The organism is Chryseobacterium sp. MIQD13 (genome assembly GCF_050496705.1).
Lineage (GTDB): Bacteria > Bacteroidota > Bacteroidia > Flavobacteriales > Weeksellaceae > Chryseobacterium.
Genome location: NZ_JBNWAF010000002.1, coordinates 1112522 through 1130020, shown reverse-complemented (window position 1 = coordinate 1130020; position 17499 = coordinate 1112522). Strand labels below are relative to the sequence as shown.

At 37.1% G+C, this 17499-nt stretch carries 15 protein-coding genes; 13 read left to right on the top strand and 2 right to left on the bottom strand.

The genetic code is table 11. From position 1 onward, the window contains the following. Positions 1 to 15 precede the first annotated feature (15 nt). The gene (locus ACQWU4_RS12140; RefSeq protein ID WP_429936020.1) at positions 16 to 1155 is read right to left on the bottom strand and encodes an EpsG family protein; all 1140 of its coding nucleotides are present in this window, start codon (positions 1153 to 1155) and stop codon (positions 16 to 18) included. 328 nt (positions 1156 to 1483) lie between these two features. Here ACQWU4_RS12140 and ACQWU4_RS12135 point away from each other — a divergent pair, with 328 nt between their 5' ends. From ACQWU4_RS12135 to ACQWU4_RS12115, 5 genes are read left to right on the top strand one after another with little or no spacing between them, the layout of a single operon-like run. After that, positions 1484 to 5137 carry an MMPL family transporter gene (locus ACQWU4_RS12135; RefSeq protein ID WP_429936019.1) on the top strand — a complete coding sequence of 1218 codons (3654 nt, stop codon included), beginning with the start codon at positions 1484 to 1486 and terminating at the stop codon, positions 5135 to 5137. A gap of 43 nt (positions 5138 to 5180) precedes the next feature. After that, positions 5181 to 6095, top strand: coding sequence for a dialkylrecorsinol condensing enzyme DarA (locus ACQWU4_RS12130; RefSeq protein WP_429936018.1), 915 nt, complete (start codon positions 5181 to 5183; stop codon positions 6093 to 6095). Position 6096: 1 nt separating this feature from the next. Further along, on the top strand, positions 6097 to 7236 hold the full coding sequence (locus ACQWU4_RS12125; RefSeq protein ID WP_429936017.1) for a beta-ketoacyl-ACP synthase III: 1140 nt from the start codon (positions 6097 to 6099) through the stop codon (positions 7234 to 7236). Then, positions 7236 to 7667, top strand: coding sequence for a hypothetical protein (locus ACQWU4_RS12120; RefSeq protein ID WP_429936016.1), 432 nt, complete (start codon positions 7236 to 7238; stop codon positions 7665 to 7667). Before ACQWU4_RS12125 ends, ACQWU4_RS12120 begins: the two co-directional genes overlap by 1 nt. A gap of 7 nt (positions 7668 to 7674) precedes the next feature. Beyond that, on the top strand, positions 7675 to 8118 hold the full coding sequence (locus ACQWU4_RS12115; protein WP_429936015.1) for an ABC transporter permease: 444 nt from the start codon (positions 7675 to 7677) through the stop codon (positions 8116 to 8118). 254 nt (positions 8119 to 8372) lie between these two features. Here ACQWU4_RS12115 and ACQWU4_RS12110 read toward each other — a convergent pair whose 3' ends face one another. Next, on the bottom strand, positions 8373 to 11285 hold the full coding sequence (locus tag ACQWU4_RS12110) for a M16 family metallopeptidase (RefSeq protein WP_429936014.1): 2913 nt from the start codon (positions 11283 to 11285) through the stop codon (positions 8373 to 8375). Between the two features lie 247 nt (positions 11286 to 11532). Between ACQWU4_RS12110 and ACQWU4_RS12105 the strand changes: the two genes are divergently transcribed. The 8 genes from ACQWU4_RS12105 (at position 11533) to ACQWU4_RS12070 (ending at position 17451) form a co-directional block, all read left to right on the top strand. Then, the gene (locus ACQWU4_RS12105) at positions 11533 to 11937 is read left to right on the top strand and encodes a hypothetical protein (RefSeq protein ID WP_429936013.1); all 405 of its coding nucleotides are present in this window, start codon (positions 11533 to 11535) and stop codon (positions 11935 to 11937) included. Between the two features lie 63 nt (positions 11938 to 12000). After that, entirely contained in the window at positions 12001 to 12996 is a 996-nt protein-coding gene (locus tag ACQWU4_RS12100) for a BtrH N-terminal domain-containing protein (protein WP_429936012.1), read from the top strand. A gap of 1 nt (position 12997) precedes the next feature. Further along, positions 12998 to 13756, top strand: a complete 759-nt coding sequence (locus ACQWU4_RS12095) for an ABC transporter ATP-binding protein (protein ID WP_429936011.1) — start codon at positions 12998 to 13000, stop codon at positions 13754 to 13756. Further along, the gene (locus tag ACQWU4_RS12090) at positions 13743 to 15011 is read left to right on the top strand and encodes an ABC transporter permease (protein ID WP_429936010.1); all 1269 of its coding nucleotides are present in this window, start codon (positions 13743 to 13745) and stop codon (positions 15009 to 15011) included. Before ACQWU4_RS12095 ends, ACQWU4_RS12090 begins: the two co-directional genes overlap by 14 nt. Continuing rightward, the gene (locus ACQWU4_RS12085; protein ID WP_429936009.1) at positions 15001 to 15426 is read left to right on the top strand and encodes an acyl-CoA thioesterase; all 426 of its coding nucleotides are present in this window, start codon (positions 15001 to 15003) and stop codon (positions 15424 to 15426) included. The genes ACQWU4_RS12090 and ACQWU4_RS12085 overlap by 11 nt, the downstream gene beginning before the upstream one ends. Then, complete coding sequence (locus tag ACQWU4_RS12080; RefSeq protein WP_429936008.1) at positions 15426 to 16559, top strand: beta-ketoacyl synthase N-terminal-like domain-containing protein; 1134 nt, start codon at positions 15426 to 15428, stop codon at positions 16557 to 16559. The genes ACQWU4_RS12085 and ACQWU4_RS12080 overlap by 1 nt, the downstream gene beginning before the upstream one ends. Positions 16560 to 16567: 8 nt before the next feature. After that, positions 16568 to 17110: a 3-oxoacyl-ACP synthase gene (locus ACQWU4_RS12075; protein WP_429936007.1), complete on the top strand. Its 543-nt coding sequence runs from the start codon at positions 16568 to 16570 to the stop codon at positions 17108 to 17110. 83 nt (positions 17111 to 17193) lie between these two features. Next, positions 17194 to 17451, top strand: coding sequence for a phosphopantetheine-binding protein (locus ACQWU4_RS12070; protein ID WP_429936006.1), 258 nt, complete (start codon positions 17194 to 17196; stop codon positions 17449 to 17451). Positions 17452 to 17499 lie beyond the last annotated feature (48 nt).

Genomic DNA, 17499 nt, shown 5'->3' with positions numbered 1-17499 from the left:
CTGATAAATTACATTTTATGGAAGAATGTGGTTTTTATAAAGTTCAACTGTGAATCTTCCCACTTTTATATTAAAGAAAGAGGAAAACACCACAAAGTTAAAAACAACAAGGGCTATAATGAAAGTGTAAATCATTTTTTTCATATTACTTGACACCACATACATTGTATTGGGAATCAGCACATAAGAAAATCCGATAAAAGCACCCACAAGCCTGGAAGAAAATACAGGATTGTTTCTGAAAATAAAATAAAAACATATCCCGATTACAGCATAATTCCTATGATATTCATAGTATGGATATTTCTCTTTCATCTTGGTGTCAAATGCAAAAAGGAAGAAGGTCAGAATCATCATCATGGCTTCGGGTATACCAAAACCACCATTCAATCTTTCTGAGGATTCGTCCATATACCCATTCAAACCTTTCACCAAAACACTGTCTGAGGTCATACTGTCTAAAAAGCTTCCAAAAACCCTGTATACTTCAAATGGTGAAAGAAATACGGAGATGATGATCAGCCCAAGCATCATGGTTTTATTTAACGGAACACGGGCCAGCCAGTACATAGGAAGAAACAGGTAACTGACCGTATGTATCCCTGACGCAATAAATATGAAGAACAGGTAATGCCACAGCTTCCGCTGCTTGATATACCGTATGGCAAAATAAACAATGAATGTCCCAAGATTCTGCCTGATCTGCCCGCTTTCCCCAACAAAAAAGTAAGGAATAAACATGAAAAGGGTAAACGTGAAGGGATAAAAGGTATTATCCTCTGTATATTCTATCTTAAAAAAGATGGCACAGATAGCGATAACCAGCGTGAGAACGTAAAAAGGAGCATTAAAAACATTCAGTAATATTTTATTAATGAGGGTATACAGCCACTCCACTTCCAGCTGGTCGGGACCTTCCATGTGGAGCATTTTCATAAATATACTGTAATAGCTCTTCGTGTCGGAATAAATATACAGTCCTTTATAACTTCCATAGTCAGGTCCTACATTATCACGGAAACCGACCAACAGAATGAGATAAATTCCCAAAAACCAAAACCATTTTTTTTCTACTCTTTTTCCGAAAACCTCCTGTACACTAAAAAAAAGCATATAGACAATCGCAACTATAAAATATGGATGTAATAAACTCATGCTAATCTAAAGTTTTTTAATCGGTGCAGTAAGCACAAGGGAGATTCAGACCTATAAGACAAGGCAGAAAGCAGAAATGGGAGTACTATCGTCAATAGAAATCCGTTTATTTTTTCATCATTTTTTTTCAACATATCTAAAACAGATTCTTATTTCTTTAATAATAATATTGATTTAAAATACATTTCTTGAGAGGGAACTTTTGCAAAAGTAGAATATTTTTTCATTCTGCCAGAATATTTTGTTGATTTTCAGACAAAACTTATAGCCGAAATGTTTTGAACTAATACTGAAAAAATTAAATTTGCAGACTTGATTTCATAACGTAATGCATCGTTTTTTTATATTTTTATATTATCTGATTTCTAAAAACAGAATTCTTTCAGCAATTATTGCTTTAGGAATAGCTGCTTTATGCGGATTCTTTGCTTCAAAAATTAATTTTGAGGAAGACATCAACCAGATAATCCCTAAAAATGAAAAATCCGATCTTACGGCAAAAGTTCTCAAGCAGCTGAATTTTTCGGATAAGATCATTGTGATTATTGAGAACAAATCCGGTGAAGACAATTTTCAGCTTTCTGAAACAGCTGATGCTTTTCTGCAAAAAATTGACCCTTTAAAAAAATACATCGGCTCTGTTCAGGGAAAGGTAAATGACAGCGAAATCTCAGAAACTTTTGATTTTGTAAGCCAGAACCTGCCTCTTTTTCTTGATGAAAATGATTATGCGGAAATTGAAAGAAAACTGCAGAAAGACAGCATAGCAAAACAGGTTGAAAACAATTATGTTTCTTTGGTTTCTCCAACGAGTCTTGTGACGAAAGATTTCATTAAAAAAGACCCTCTTGGGATTACTTATTTAGGCATCAAGAAATTAAATGCTTTAAACATCAGCAAAGATTTCAAGCTTGAGGATAATTATATTGTCACGAAAGACGGAAAAAATCTTTTACTCTTCATTGACCCTAAAAACAAAAGCAATGATACCAAAAGTAATGAAGCTTTTGTCAATCAGCTTAATGAGATAAAAGATGGCATTAATAAGCAATTTAAAGGAAAAACAGAGCTCAGTTATTTTGGCTCTCCGGTAATTGCCGTGGCGAATGCCCAACAGATCAAAAAAGATATCCAGAACACGGTTATGATTTCTATGACAGTTCTGCTGGTCCTGCTGATCTATTATTTCAGGAATTTCTTTACCCCGATTATCGTATTTCTTCCAACAGTATTTTCTGTACTGCTCGCACTATTGATTCTTTATTTTATAAAAGATAAGATTTCAGCTATTTCTTTAAGTGTCGGGGCAATCCTTATCGGTATTACAATAGATTATGCCCTCCATATTCTTACGCATTATAAGCACAATAATAATATTGAAGAGCTTTACAAAGAAATCACACAGCCAATTATACTGAGCAGTGCCACGACAGCCGTTTCTTTTTTATGCCTGGTATTTGTACGTTCTGAAGCGTTGAAAGATCTCGGTCTTTTTGCGGCCATTACGGTAATTTTATCTTCCGTTACGGCACTGATCATAGTCCCTCAGCTTTATACACCTAAGGAAAAAGATGATAAGCACAGTACTAATTTCATTGACAGGATAGGCTCTTATCCTTATGAGAAAAACAAGCCTCTTATTATAGGCTGCTCTATCATTATTATTGCCTGCCTCTTCGGTTTCAGGCATGTGGGCTTCAATGAAGATATCGGGGATTTGAATTATATTCCGAAAGAATTAAAGATAAGTGAGGCTAAGCTTCAGAAACTTTCCGATATTACATCAAAATCCATTTATACAATTTCTTACGGGGATTCCGAGGAAAAGGCACTGACAAGAAATTCACAGCTAAGCAATTTTCTTGAGAAGGAAAAACGGGAAGGAAAAATTCTGAGCTATAATTCTCTTGGAAATATTGTTCTTTCTGAAACAGATCAGAAACACAGGATTGAAACCTGGAATAAGTTCTGGGACGGGAATAAAAAGAACCATACCGTATCTCAATTAGTGAACAGTGGAAATCAATTTGGATTCAACAGCAATGCTTTTGACAATTTCAATGAAATTTTAAATAAAAACTATACGACTCTAAGCCTGAGGGATTACGAGAAAGTAAAAGCTCTACAGATCTCTGAATTCCTGAGCAACGAAAACGGGTTCTATACCGTTTCCAACGTTGTAAAAGTAGATGAAAAGAAAAGAGATGCCTTCATAAAAGATGTTGAAAAGAACCACAATGCTCTGGCTATTGACCGTCAGCAAATGAATGAAAACTTTTTGGGGCTTCTGAAAAGAGATTTCGGGACTTTAATTAACTATTCACTTCTGGCTATTATTCTTACAATTATTGTTTTCTTCAGAAATTTTGAGCTTACTGTCCTGACTATGTTTCCTATTGTACTGACAGGTATTGTGACAGCAGGTATTCTGTATTTCTTAGGATTAGAATTAAATATTTTCAGTACGGTAGTCTGCACACTGGTTTTCGGTGTGGGAGACGATTTCAGTATTTTCCTGACGAAAGCCATGCAGAAAGAGCACACAACAGGAAAAAATGAACTTCCAACCTACAGAACTTCTATTATTTTAGCAGTTTTCACTACCATTTTGTCTATCGGATCTCTGATTTTTGCAAAACATCCGGCATTACATTCACTGGCACTAGTAGCACTGATCGGAATGTTCTCAGTAATCATTATTACCTCAACACTCTATCCTTTCTGGTTCAGGTTACTGATTACAAACAGAGCAAAGAAAGGACTTTCCCCTATCACGTTCAGGCTGTTTTTAAGATGCATCATATCGTTCTTTTATTATGGATTGGGAGGGTTTGTCTTTTCCCTGATCGGAAGTGTATTTATCAAAAGATCAAAAGGGAAAACCTTAGACATTATTAAATTAATTTTAGCCAAGTTTTTAACATCTGTACTGCACATCAGTCCTTTTGTAAAGAAAAGAGTGATAAAGAATCCTGCGGAAGACTTCAGCAAACCTGCTGTAATTATTGCCAACCATACTTCTTTTCTGGATACACTGGCCATCGCAATGGCTACCCATAAAATCATATATCTGGTGAATGATTGGGTGTATGATTCTCCTGTTTTTGGAAGACTGGTAAGAGCACTGGGCTTTTATCCGGTTTCTCAAGGGATAGAGAATGGGATGGAGCAGCTGAAAGAAAAAATTGATCAGGGCTATTCGCTGGTTGTTTTTCCGGAAGCAGAACGTTCTTATACAAATGATGTGAAAAGATTCCACAAAGGGGCTTTTTATCTTGCAGAGCAGTTCGGGCTGGATATTCTCCCATTATATATTCATGGAAATTCTGAAGTACTGCCAAAAGGAGATTTTATTATCTATGACGGAAGCATTACCGTAAAAGTGGGTGAAAGGATCAATAAAGATGATGTAAGCTTCGGGAAAAATTATTCTGAAAGAACAAAAAAGATCAATGCCTATTTCAGGGAAAAATTTGCAGAGCTGCGAAATGAGCTGGAAGACGAGAACTACTTTAAGAAAAAACTTTTCCTAAGTTATTTATATAAGGATAATGAAGTTGTAAAAGAAGTCAAGGATGATTTCAATGCAAACAAATCCGTATATTTTGAGCTGAACAAGCATATTGCTAAAGACGCCTCTATTCTGCATATTGCAGATGATTTCGGACAAAAGGATGTATTGCTAACACTTTATCAGGCGGAAAGAAGAATTTTTTCATACATTCAAAACCATGAAAGAAGGGAAACAGCCAAACAAACCTATTTGGTGAAAAGAAGAAAACTGAATTATATTAATGACATCTCAGACATTAATAAAAATATTGATGTGCTTCTGATCTCGGATAAAAACTTTGATATCAGTACACTGAAGAATCTTCCTGAAACCATCATCTTCCTGAATACGCCTCATAAAGCATTAAATGATTCAGATTATTCCGAAGAATATAGCCTGCAGGCAATAAAAATATTCAAAAAACACTAAATAAATATGAAAAGCATATTTTTGTAACCGCTAAAGAATATTAATGAAAAAAAACATACTCATCATTTATTATTCGCAAACCGGCCAGCTGGAGGATATTGTGAAGAATGTAGCCCAACCTTTCGAAGCCAGAAAGGAAGAATATGACGTGACCTATTATAATATCAGGCTGAAGGAAGATTTTCCTTTCCCTTGGCCCGGTGATGTTTTTTTCAACACCTTTCCTGAATCTTATCTTCAGATTCCTAAGGAGATTTTTCCTCCTTCTGATGAAATTCTGAATAAAAAGTATGATCTTGTCTTATTCGGATATCAGGTATGGTATCTTACCCCGTCCATTCCTATCATATCTTTCTTAAAAAGCGGTTTTGCAGAAAAGATAATGAAAGACACGGATGTGGTTACCATTTCCGGAACGAGAAATATGTGGATGCTTTCCCAGGAAAAACTAAAAGTATATTTAAAAAATCTTGGAGCGAAACTGGTGGGGAATATTGCTTTGGTAGACAGACATGACAATTATACAAGCGTTCTGACAATCTTACGCTGGCTGACGACGGGCCAGAAAGAAAAATCAGGCCTGCTTCCTGCCGCAGGGGTTTCAGATGAAGAGATTTCCGGCTCTGTAAAGTATGGTAATATTATTGAAAAGCACTTCAGCAGCGGGAACCTTTCCGGTCTCCAGCCTGATCTGGTTCAGAACGGAGCTGTAGAAATCCGCCCTTTTCTGGTAAGAGTGGAAAAAGTCGGGAACAAGATCTTCACCGTATGGTCCAACCTGATTATTAAGAAAAAAGAGAAACGTCCATTGCTGATAAAATTCTTTAAGGTATATTTGATGGCTGCGATATGGATTATTTCACCTGTCGTCTTAGTTTTACACCTACTGACGACTCCCATATTCTGGTTTAAAAGACAAAAACAAAAAACATATTTACAAGGAATTAATTTAAAATAGAATGTACGACGTATTTATAACAAAAGCATCAACATATTTACCTAATAGCCCGGTATCAAATGATGAAATGGAGACTTATCTTGGTCTGATAAACGGCGCTCCTTCTAAAGCAAAATCACTGATTTTAAGAAATAACAAGATCACTACAAGATATTATGCTTTGGACACAGAAGGAAATCCTACCCATACCAATGCACAGCTGACAGCAAAAGCTGTAGAAGGATTATTCGATGAGAATTTCAAAAAGGAAGATATGAAGCTATTATCCGTTGGAACCACTTCTCCGGACCAGATGCAGCCTTCACACGCTTCTATGGTTCATGGTGAGCTGAATATCGGAAAATCTATTGAAATTAATACCGCTACCGGACTGTGTAACTCGGGAATGAATGCCCTGAATTACGGATTCCTTTCTGTAAAGGCCGGTGTACAGGAAAGTGCCGTTTGCGCAGGTTCGGAAAGGATGTCTGCATGGATGACTGCAGATAAGTTCAACCATGAAGCCGAAAACTTAAAATTGCTGGAAGAAAGACCTATTATTGCCTTCAAGAGAGAATTCCTGAGATGGATGCTTTCTGATGGTGCGGGTGCATTCCTTTTACAAAATAAGCCAAGAGAAAATCAAATTTCCTTAAAAATAGAATTCATTGATTTTTATTCTTACGCTCACGAAATCGAAGCATGTATGTATGCAGGTTCCGATAAGCTGGAAGACGGAAGCCTTAAGTCATGGGCAGATTATCCGTCCGATGAATGGCTGAAACAGTCTATTTTTGCCATAAAACAGGATACCAAGATCCTTGACAAATATATCCTTGTAAAAGGCGCGGAAAGCTTAAGATCTTCTTTTGACAAGCATAATCTGGACCCTGAAAAGATAGATCACGTTTTGGCTCATATTTCTTCGGGTTATTTTAAAGACGGCCTGAAAGAGGAGTTTGCTAAAAAAGGAATGGATTTCCCAACGGAAAAATGGTTCTATAACCTTTCTGAGGTTGGAAATATCGGTGCCGGTTCTATTTTCATTGCACTGGAAGAACTAATGAATTCCGGAACGTTGAAAAAAGGAGAAAAAGTATTGCTGTGTGTTCCTGAAAGCGGAAGATTTGCATACTCCTGTGCATTATTAACAGTTTGCTAATGAAACACCAACTGCCGACATCCGATCAGAATTTTGTAGGAAGCCTTATTCCGCAGCGTTTTCCGTTTGTAATGGTTCACGAGCTTTCAGAATATTCTGAAGATCATCTTGTATCCGGATTTGAAATAAAGGATGACAATATTTTTATTCAGGACGGAGTTTTTCAGGCTTCAGGGCTTATTGAGCATCAGGCACAAAGTGTTGCTTTACATACAGGATATAAATATTTTCTTTTAGGAAAGGATGCTCCTACAGGCTACATCGGAGCTATTAAATCTTTTGAAGCGGAAACCCTGCCAAAAACAGGAGACCGTTTGGTATCGGAAGTAACGATCCTAAATGAAGTGATGGGAGTAACGCTTGTGGATATCGTCACCAAACTGAATGGTGCGGTCATTGCAAAATCCCAAATGAAAACTGCTGTAAAATAAATTGTAAATGGAAATCAAGGAAGATCATATCATCAATATACACAACTTTCTGCCGCACCGTGAACCGATGCTGATGGCGGATTATATTCTGGAACTGACCAAAGAAAAAGTTGTGACTTCCTTTGAGATAAAAGAAGATAATATTTTTGTCCATAATGGTGAATTTGTGGAAGCCGGCCTGATTGAAAATCTTGCACAGACCTGCTCATCAATCTTCGGACAGAGCTTCTTTGAAAACCCTGAAGCAGACACTAAAGTGATTGGTTTTATCACCAATATCAAAAAAATTGAAGTATTTGCCCTTCCGAAAATTGGCAACAAGATCATTTCAAAAGCATCGCTGATCTCTCAGTATGAAAATATCTGCAATATTTTCTGTGAAACATTTAATGATGATGAAATGCTGATCAGAGCAGAGATTAATCTGTTTATTCAGGAGGTGAAATCTTAGGAATAATTATTTTTTAATTCAATCATATAAGACCGTACAGTTTGTGCGGTTTTTTATTTTTCAATTTTCCCACTGATGACGCGGAGTTCACAGATAATTGAGTATAAAATGGATATTTTGGTTAAAACCCTTTTCTATTGAACAAATTTGTGTTCATTAGTGAAAAACATTTGTGGAATTTGTGTTTAATTTCATATTTAAAACAAAAGCGGAGCATTTCTGCCCCGCTTTAAAAATTAGTATCATAATAAAGGTTAGTACCCAAAGATCTCTTCAAGAGACACCTCCTGGAACGTTCCCATTTTATTGATGGATTCCATATTCAGGTTTTCTTTTTTACCGATGATAGCTGTATTATATTTTACAGGTTTAACTTCAGTATCATAGAAATTGGTAAGCTGTGGTAATGTAAGTCCCTGAATTTCAGAATAAATATCCTTTCTGATATCATAATCTACACCCAGCTTTTTCAATGCCATCTGGTTAAAGAAAATATTCGTTCTGTTAATTCTGTTAGATGCAATCTGCTTAAGCGCGGAACCTCTTGAGTTTTCAAACTGTGCAGGAATCTGCGGCAGGGATACCATAAGATCATTCATTGCATTTACAGCCAGAGGAAGTTTATTTGCCTGGGTTCCGATATAGTTTGTGATATAGTTTGCATGTCCTTTTTCTGCCGCATTAGCATAAGAAACATAAGCAGTATACGCCAGCGACTTGCTTTCTCTGATTTCCTGGAAGACGATAGACGAAAGACCTCTACCGAAATATTCGTTGAAAACATTAGCCTTTCCGAAGTTGCTTAAATTCACATCATTCCCTTTAGCTACTTTAGACATTTCCATCTGAACCATATCGTAGTTTGTGAAATATACTTTCCCTTCTGCGGCAGGCTCCGGATATTCTTTAGCTTTTGCCGGCTGAATGCTGGTTTCTGCAATATATGGCTTAACCGCTTTTTCCAACCCTGACTGATCCTGTCCGTAAAGCAGTACTTCATACGGTGACTGATTCAGCACCTTGATCTTCTTCATCAGTTCTGCCGCATCAATGCTCTCAAGACGTTCTTTGGAAACAATATCCGTCATTCTGGAATTTTTGCCGTATTTCGCATAGTTCGTAAGAGCAGCCATAATTCTGGTTTTATCTTTTTTACCCGCAGCTCTTGCTTCCAAAATTGTTTTTACTGTCTTTCCGTAAATTTCCTTATCAGCCTTTACATTCGTCAGCCAGTGGTTCATAAGCTCAGCGCCCTTTTTCATATTGGCTTCAAGACCACTCAGTGTAATGATTACCTGATCGTTGGACGTTCTGAAACTGTAAGAGATTCCTAATTTATAGAATTCCCCTTTCAGCTGCTCAGGAGTATATTTATCTGTCCCGAGATATTCGAAAAGAGTTACTGCAATCGGAAGTTCCTTATCATGATCCGTTCCGAAAGGGAAAATGTAGCTGATCTGTGCCACATCATTATATTTATTCTTTACAAAGCTTATCTTTTTGTCTTTGATCTGAGAAGTCTGGATCGCTGCCTTATAATCAATAAACTCAGGCTTGATCTCATCTACTTTAGAGCTTAAAATACTTTTAAGGAAAGGAGACTGAGCCTCTCTGTTAAGCTTGATCGGAGTAATTCCCGGATTCTGTACACGAACCAGCTTATCATTCACTCCTTTTTCCTTGTAGATAACAACATAATTGTCTTTGAAAAACTCATTCGCAAACTTTACAACATCTGCTTTTGTAATTTTTTCATACTGGTTGATGTCATCTAATTCTTCCTGCCATGTTTTTTCATTAATATAAGTATCATACAATGTAGTTGCCAGTCCGTCTGCTGTTTCCCAGGATTTCATACGCTGAACTTTCTTGTCATTTACAATTGCTTTCAGCATCCAGTCAGGAAACTGACCTTTCTTTACCAAATCCAGCTGATCCAGTAACAGTTTTTTAGCCTCATCAAAGCTTTGCCCGTCTTTTGGAGTTACAGACATGGTAAAAGCACCATAGGTTTTAAAAGCAGACTCGTAAGATCCTGCACTTAATACCTTCTGTGTCTGGTTCATATTAAGGTCAATAAGTCCTGCATCCCCTCTGTTGCTCAAAATCTCTGAAACCACATCAGCCAATCTTGCTTCTCTGGTACCATAAGAATCTGTTCTCCATGCCATAGTCATTCTAGGCGTAGTAGGGCTTTTTACCGTTCTTGTAACGATCTTCGTCATAGGCTGCTCGCTCACCATTTTTTTCATCGGAAGTTCTTTGTATTTGAAAGAACCAAAGTATTGGTCAACAAGTTTTATTGTTTTATCAAAATCCAGATCTCCTACCAGCACTACTGCCATATTATTAGGAACATAATATGTATCAAAATATTTATGGATGGCAACCATTGAAGGACTTTTCAAATGCTCCGAAGTTCCGATAGTTGTCTGCTGTCCGTTTGGATGTTTCGGGAAAAGAGCTTCCAGCATTGCATAATTTACAAGACGCCCGTCATTATCCTGTGCCCTGTTGTATTCCTCATAAACCGCTTCCAGTTCCGTATGGAAAAGACGAAGCACCAGCTCGGAAAAACGTTCCTTTTCTACAGTAAGCCATTTTTCAAGCTCATTGGCAGGGATATTATTCTTATAAACCGTTTCATCAAGGGAAGTATGCGCATTCGTTCCTGTTGCTCCCAAAGATGAAATCGCTTTGTCATATTCATTGGCAATGGCATATTTAGATGCTTCCTGAGAAACCTCATCGATCTTTTTATAAAGCAGTTTCTTTTTTTCAGGATCTTTTTCTGCTTTATGCTGCTCATAAAGATCAGAGATCTGCTGAAGAAGTACTTTTTCCTTTGCCCAGTCCTGCGTTCCCAGATGTGAAGTTCCTTTAAAAACCATATGCTCCAGATAGTGAGCCAAACCGGTATTGTCACTTGGATCATTATTAGACCCTGTTCTTACCGGAATATACGTCTGAATCCTCGGCGCATCATCATTCTTTGCCAGATAAACCTTCAGTCCGTTTTTTAAAGTATATACCCTTACACCGGACTGGTCATTCTTAACTGTTTCATAAGTATATCCCTGATTATCCGTTATTTTTTGAGTATCAAATTTCTGTGCCATCGCGTGCAGCATACAGAAAAGTGAAACGGAAATAAAAAATTTCTTCATAAGTTATTATTTAATTCAAATTTCTAGAATTCAATAAGTCTGCATTTATCCCGTACTTGTTACAGCAAACTGTGGATTATGATTTTTTATATTTAATTTGAATTTTTCCTTATATAAAACCCGTTTCTGGCATTATAATTTAATATGATTTACATATAATGTATTTTCACTATTTTAGCCAACTGATTAAAAACAATTAAAAGGATGTACTATTTTCATCTTTAATTAAAAGAATAATACGGTTTACATGAAAAAACAAGACCTGCCTCAGGATGAAAGCAATCTGAAGTCAGCAAACATGACCGAAGTCTTGTATGTGACGGACGAAAATGATAATTATACAACGGCAAACAGCATTGGATGGGAAGCTAAAAAAGCAGCCCTTGAAGAATCCATGGAGCTTATTCATGAAAGAATTGAAGAAGCCAGACAGAATGTTGCCAATAATGTAGTAAGTCCTGTTATTTACTTCATGGAACTGAATAAGATGGATTTAGGCGTTCTTGCTTCCTATGTCGGAATGTGGCAGTGGAGAGTGAAAAGACACGCAAAACCTAAAATATTTAAAACACTAAACGAATCCGTACTGAAAAAATATGCCGATGCGTTTGGGATTTCAGTGGAAGAATTAAAGAACTTTGACGGAAAATAATATGAAATGAAGCATATAATATGCAGAATTTCATTTCGCCAATGAAAAAGATAAAAGCAACAAATGAAACTTAACTTCGAACACCATCAGACCGCACATTGCGAAAACGGTGTTGCCTCCAATCTGTTACTCAATAAAGGCTTAAAACTGAGCGAACCTATGATCTTCGGAATCGGTTCCGGACTGTTTTTTGTTTATCTGCCATTTCTGAAAGTAAATTTTGCTCCGGGCTTCAGCTACAGACCAATGCCTGGCGCTATTTTCAGTAAAGCAGCCAAAAGATTGGGAATTAAAATCAAAAGAGAAAAGTTTTCGAACCCTAAAGACGCTCAATTAGCTTTAGAAAGAAACTTAAACCAAAACATTCCTACGGGACTTCAGGTAGGTGTATTTAACCTTACCTATTTTCCCGAAGAATATAAATTCCATTTCAATGCTCACAACCTTGTAGTATATGGAAAAGAGGACGGAAAATTCCTGATCAGCGATCCGGTGATGGATTATACTACTACCCTTTCGGAAGCTGAGCTGGAAAAAGTAAGATATGCCAAAGGCGCACTGCCTCCAAAAGGACATATGTACTATCCTACCTATATTCCGGAACATGTAAATATTGAAGAAGCCATAAAAAAAGGGATCAAGGATACCTGCAAAAATATGCTTGCTCCGGTTCCTCTTATCGGTATAAAAGCGATGAGATGGGTTGCCAAAAGTATCCCGAAATGGGCCGAAAAGAAAGGAACCAAAGTCACCAACCACTATCTGGGCCAGCTGATCAGAATGCAAGAAGAAATCGGTACCGGCGGTGGCGGTTTCAGATTCATTTATGGAGCATTTCTTCAGGAAGCGGCAGTCATTCTTAAAAATGATGAACTGAAGGAAATTTCAAAAGAAATTACAGCCATTGGAGACTTATGGAGAGATTTTGCCGTGGATATCGCCCGTGTTTACAAAAACAGGAATTCAAAAAGTGATATCTACAACAACCTTTCTAAATCCATGCTTCATATTGCTGACCTGGAAGAGGCTTTTTACAAAAAACTGAGAAAAGCGATCTGATATGGCGGAGAATATGATTGAGATTAAAAATCTTTATAAAAAATATAAAAATTCAGAAGATTTTTCTGTCAATGACATTTCATTGAATATAGAGAAAAATGAGATCTACGGAATTCTTGGCCCAAACGGAGCCGGAAAAACCACTTTGATCTCTATGCTTTCGGGATTAATTAAACCTACTTCAGGAAACTTTAAAATCGATGGATTATCACCTCAGAAAGATGGTTTCAAATTAAGACAGATCATTGGAATTGTCCCACAGGAATATGCATTATATCCGACTTTAACAGCCAGAGAAAACCTGATGTTCTTCGGAAGTCTGTACGGTTTAAGCCATAAAAAATTAAGAAATTCCATTGATGAATCCTTAGAGATTATGGGGCTTTCAAAGTTCGCAGACAAGCAGGTAGAACAGTTTTCCGGAGGGATGAAACGCCGCTGCAACCTTATCGCTGGAACGCTACACAATCCGAAAGTCTTATTTCTGGATGAGCCGACTGTCGGGGTTGATGTTCAGTCTAAAAAAGTTATCATCGATTTCTTACAGGAACTGAATAAAAACGGAACGTGCATTATCTATACTTCCCATCACCTTTCCGAAGCAGAAGAATTCTGTACGAAGATCGCCATTATCGACCGCGGAAAAATCCATGCCGTAGGAACCCCTGAAGAACTGGTGAACAGAGTGGCAAGTGCCGAAAATTTAGAAGATGTTTTCATATCATTAACAGGAAAAGAATTAAGAGATGTTGTTGTATAAACTTTGGAGAAGCTTTGTAAAAGAAATTCTTCTTCTGAAGAGGGATATCGGGGGAATTGTCATTATTTTCGTCATGCCGTTGCTGCTAATTGTAACCATTACTTTAATCCAGGATTCTACCTTTAAAAATCTTGAAGGTTCAAAAATCCCGATCATTTTTATTGATAATGACAAGTCTGAAGTCTCAAAAAACATAAAACAGGAACTGGAAAGCAGCAAAACATTCCAGCTTCTCACCAATTATAACGAAAAGTCAGCGCAGGATGCCGTATTTTCCGGAGATTACCAAATGGCTATCGTTATTCCTGAAAATTTAACGAAAGATCTCAATTCAAATATTGATTCCAAAGTTCAGACAATCGTAAGTTCCTTTGGATTGGATGGTGATTCTGCAAAAGTTAAAAAAGAAGCCCCAAAAGCAAAAGAGATTCATCTGTATTTTGACCCGGCAACCAACGCAGGATTTAAAAATTCAGTAATGAATTCCGTCAATAAGATGGTATTTGAGATCGAAAATAAAAAGATTTACAAGGCATTCCAGGATCAGCTGGGAACTGAAGAAAACCTTGAAGAGAATAAAAACCTCATCAGTTTCAAAGAAATCACCCCTAAAAAAGGCGCCATGGACGTGATGCCGAATTCCGTTCAGCATAACGTTCCCGCATGGACACTTTTTGCCATATTTTTTATCGTGGTTCCTTTATCTATCAATTTAGTTAAAGAAAAAAGCCAGGGAACCAGTGTACGAGCGAGGATCAGCCCGACCCCATATTTTGTTCATATTCTGGGGAAAACATTTACTTATCTTATTATCTGTATCATTCAGTTTTTACTGATGGTAGCTGTGGGAATCTACTTATTCCCTTATATGGATCTGCCTGCTTTTGATGTATCAGGAAAAATGTTCCAGCTTATTGTGGTGACATTATTCTCAGGATTGGCAGCCATCGGGTTCGGTGTTTTACTAGGGACTATTGCAGATACCCAGGAACAGTCTGCCCCTTTTGGAGCAACTTCAGTGGTGGTTCTGGCAGCAATTGGAGGAATATGGGTTCCTGTATTCCTAATGCCCGAATTCATGCAGACCGTAGCTAAATTCTCTCCTATGAACTGGGGACTGAACGCCTACTATGATATTATTTTAAGAAACAGCGGAATTGCAGGAATTGCCAAAGAACTGGCATTACTTTTCGCATTCTATATTGCCATGGTATCTATTTCTATTTTTTACGAAAGAAAACAAAATGCAGTCTAACGAAAACATATTAACCTGTACCGAAGAAGTAAGGGTAAGATTCAATGAAACGGATCCGCTGGGAATTGTCTGGCACGGACATTATATTGTCTATTTCGAAGACGGAAGAGAAGCTTTCGGGAGACAGCATGGCCTGACTTATCTGGATATTCAGAATGCAGGATATGTAACGCCTATCGTAAAAAGTACCTGCGAACATTTTCTTCCCCTGAAATATGGAGAAACATTTAGAATTGTTACCACATTTGTGAATTCAGTATCTGCAAAACTGATTTATACCTACGAACTTTTCAATCAGGATAATCAGCTGGTGTGCCGCGGGGAAACCATTCAGGTATTCTTAGACAGTAACGGAAGTTTATGCCTTTATAATCCTGATTTTTTTCAGGCATGGAAAGATAAAATGGGACTATAATGAAGAAGGAAATTTACATTACAGATTACAACTGTGTCACTCCTTTAGGATTTGATGTTTCTTCTAACTGGAATAATCTGGCAGAAGGAAGCTCAGGTGTGGCATTACACAAAGTCATTGAAAACCATGAAGCGTTTTATGCTTCAATCATTGACACTGAAAAACTTAACGAGAAATTTAAAAATAATTTTGACAATCAGGATTTTACCCGATTAGAAAAAATGTTTCTTCTAAGCTTAAAACCTTTGGTTGAAAAACATAAGGTTACGGAACAAACAGCTTTTATCCTATCAACGACCAAAGGAAATATAGGTCTGTTAAAAAACCAGGCTGAATTACCGGAAGGTGTTTATCTCTCAAATTTAGCTCAAAAAATTGCAGATTATTTTGGGTTTAAAACAAAACCTATTGTCGTTTCCAATGCCTGCGTTTCCGGAGTAATGGCCATTGCTGTTGCCAAAAACATGATCCTTGCCGGAAAATATAAAGATGCCTTTGTGATTGCCGGTGATGAAGTTTCCGAGTTTGTTATCTCAGGATTTAATTCTTTTCAGGCTATTGGAGCCGGGCCATGCAAACCCTATGATAAAAATAGAAACGGGATCAATATCGGTGAAGCTACAGCAGCTGTATATATTACTTCATCCTTGAATGAAGACGAAAAATTCAGATTTAAAATACTGGGAGATTCTGCGGTTAATGACGCCAATCATATTTCCGGACCTTCCAGAACAGGAGACGGACTTTATGCAAGTATTAAAAATGCGATGACAGAAGCCGATATCATACCGGAACAGATCGATTTTATTTCCGCCCACGGAACCGCTACATTATACAATGACGAAATGGAAGCCATTGCTTTCAACAGAATGGAGCTTCAGAACATTCCACTAAACAGTATGAAAGGATATTATGGTCATTGCTTAGGCGCTTCCGGGCTTCTGGAAAGCATTATATCCATGGAAAGCTCACGTTATGATCTTCTTATTTCTTCCAAGAACTTTGAAGAAATGGGAGTTTCCCAGCCATTAAATATCATTAAAGAAAATCAGCCTGCAAAGGTTCGGTATATTTTAAAAACAGCTTCAGGCTTTGGTGGATGCAATGCAGCAGTTGTTTTGGAGAAATGTTAAAAATGAAAATGATGAGGAAAACAGACAACTGCACTATAGAACATTCAAAAATAACTATCAACGGAAGACTTATTTTTGAAACCCAGAGCGAAACATTTCATGACTTTGCCAAAGAAGCGTATAAAAGCCTAGAACTAAGCTATCCCAAATTTCACAAGATGGATAATCTGAGTAAACTGGCTTTTCTGGCTGCAGAAATGATCTTAAAAGATGAAGATCACAGCAGAACAGCATTGGTTTTTGCCAACAGGTCATCAAGCCTTGATACAGATTTCAAATACCAGGAAAGCATCAATTCTCAGGAAAATTATTTCCCGAGTCCTGCCGTATTTGTCTATACCCTGCCTAATATATGCGTAGGAGAAATCAGCATCAGACACAAAATGCAGACGGAAAACGCCTTTTTTGTTCTGGATGAATTTGATGAAACATTTTTAAACGATTATGCAGAGCAGATCCTGCTGTCCGGGAAGGCAGAAAAAGTTCTCTGCGGCTGGACAGAACTTTATCAGGATAATTATAAAGCTTTTGTATATTTGCTAACCTTATAAAAAATGTAACAATATAACAATGTACCTGTTTACCAATTATAAAGCCGTGTAATTATTGTTATATTATTAAAGAATTAATATTTATGGAAAACTTAAAAACAGAATTGAAGCACAAAATTATTGAAGTACTTAACCTTGAAGATGTTTCTGTAGAAGAGATCAAAGATACAGATCCGTTATTCGGAGGAGGCCTTGGTCTTGATTCTATTGATGCTCTGGAGCTTATTGTTCTACTTGACAAAGACTATGGAATAAAATTAGCTGACCCGAAAAAAGGAAAAGAAATTTTCCAGTCTATCGATACAATGGCTGCGTTCATTGAACAAAACAGAACGAAATAATTTATTCAATTTAAGAATGTATCAATCTACCGGTAAAACAATATTGGT

Excerpts from the sequence above, each read along its gene's own strand:
- ACQWU4_RS12140 (WP_429936020.1), bottom strand. The coding sequence starts at position 1,155 with ATGAGTTTATTACATCCATATTTTATAGTTGCGATTGTCTATATGCTT.
- ACQWU4_RS12135 (WP_429936019.1), top strand. The coding sequence starts at position 1,484 with ATGCATCGTTTTTTTATATTTTTATATTATCTGATTTCTAAAAACAGA.
- ACQWU4_RS12130 (WP_429936018.1), top strand. The coding sequence starts at position 5,181 with ATGAAAAAAAACATACTCATCATTTATTATTCGCAAACCGGCCAGCTG.
- ACQWU4_RS12125 (WP_429936017.1), top strand. The coding sequence starts at position 6,097 with ATGTACGACGTATTTATAACAAAAGCATCAACATATTTACCTAATAGC.
- ACQWU4_RS12120 (WP_429936016.1), top strand. The coding sequence starts at position 7,236 with ATGAAACACCAACTGCCGACATCCGATCAGAATTTTGTAGGAAGCCTT.
- ACQWU4_RS12115 (WP_429936015.1), top strand. The coding sequence starts at position 7,675 with ATGGAAATCAAGGAAGATCATATCATCAATATACACAACTTTCTGCCG.
- ACQWU4_RS12110 (WP_429936014.1), bottom strand. The coding sequence starts at position 11,285 with ATGAAGAAATTTTTTATTTCCGTTTCACTTTTCTGTATGCTGCACGCG.
- ACQWU4_RS12105 (WP_429936013.1), top strand. The coding sequence starts at position 11,533 with ATGAAAAAACAAGACCTGCCTCAGGATGAAAGCAATCTGAAGTCAGCA.
- ACQWU4_RS12100 (WP_429936012.1), top strand. The coding sequence starts at position 12,001 with ATGAAACTTAACTTCGAACACCATCAGACCGCACATTGCGAAAACGGT.
- ACQWU4_RS12095 (WP_429936011.1), top strand. The coding sequence starts at position 12,998 with ATGGCGGAGAATATGATTGAGATTAAAAATCTTTATAAAAAATATAAA.
- ACQWU4_RS12090 (WP_429936010.1), top strand. The coding sequence starts at position 13,743 with ATGTTGTTGTATAAACTTTGGAGAAGCTTTGTAAAAGAAATTCTTCTT.
- ACQWU4_RS12085 (WP_429936009.1), top strand. The coding sequence starts at position 15,001 with ATGCAGTCTAACGAAAACATATTAACCTGTACCGAAGAAGTAAGGGTA.
- ACQWU4_RS12080 (WP_429936008.1), top strand. The coding sequence starts at position 15,426 with ATGAAGAAGGAAATTTACATTACAGATTACAACTGTGTCACTCCTTTA.
- ACQWU4_RS12075 (WP_429936007.1), top strand. The coding sequence starts at position 16,568 with ATGATGAGGAAAACAGACAACTGCACTATAGAACATTCAAAAATAACT.
- ACQWU4_RS12070 (WP_429936006.1), top strand. The coding sequence starts at position 17,194 with ATGGAAAACTTAAAAACAGAATTGAAGCACAAAATTATTGAAGTACTT.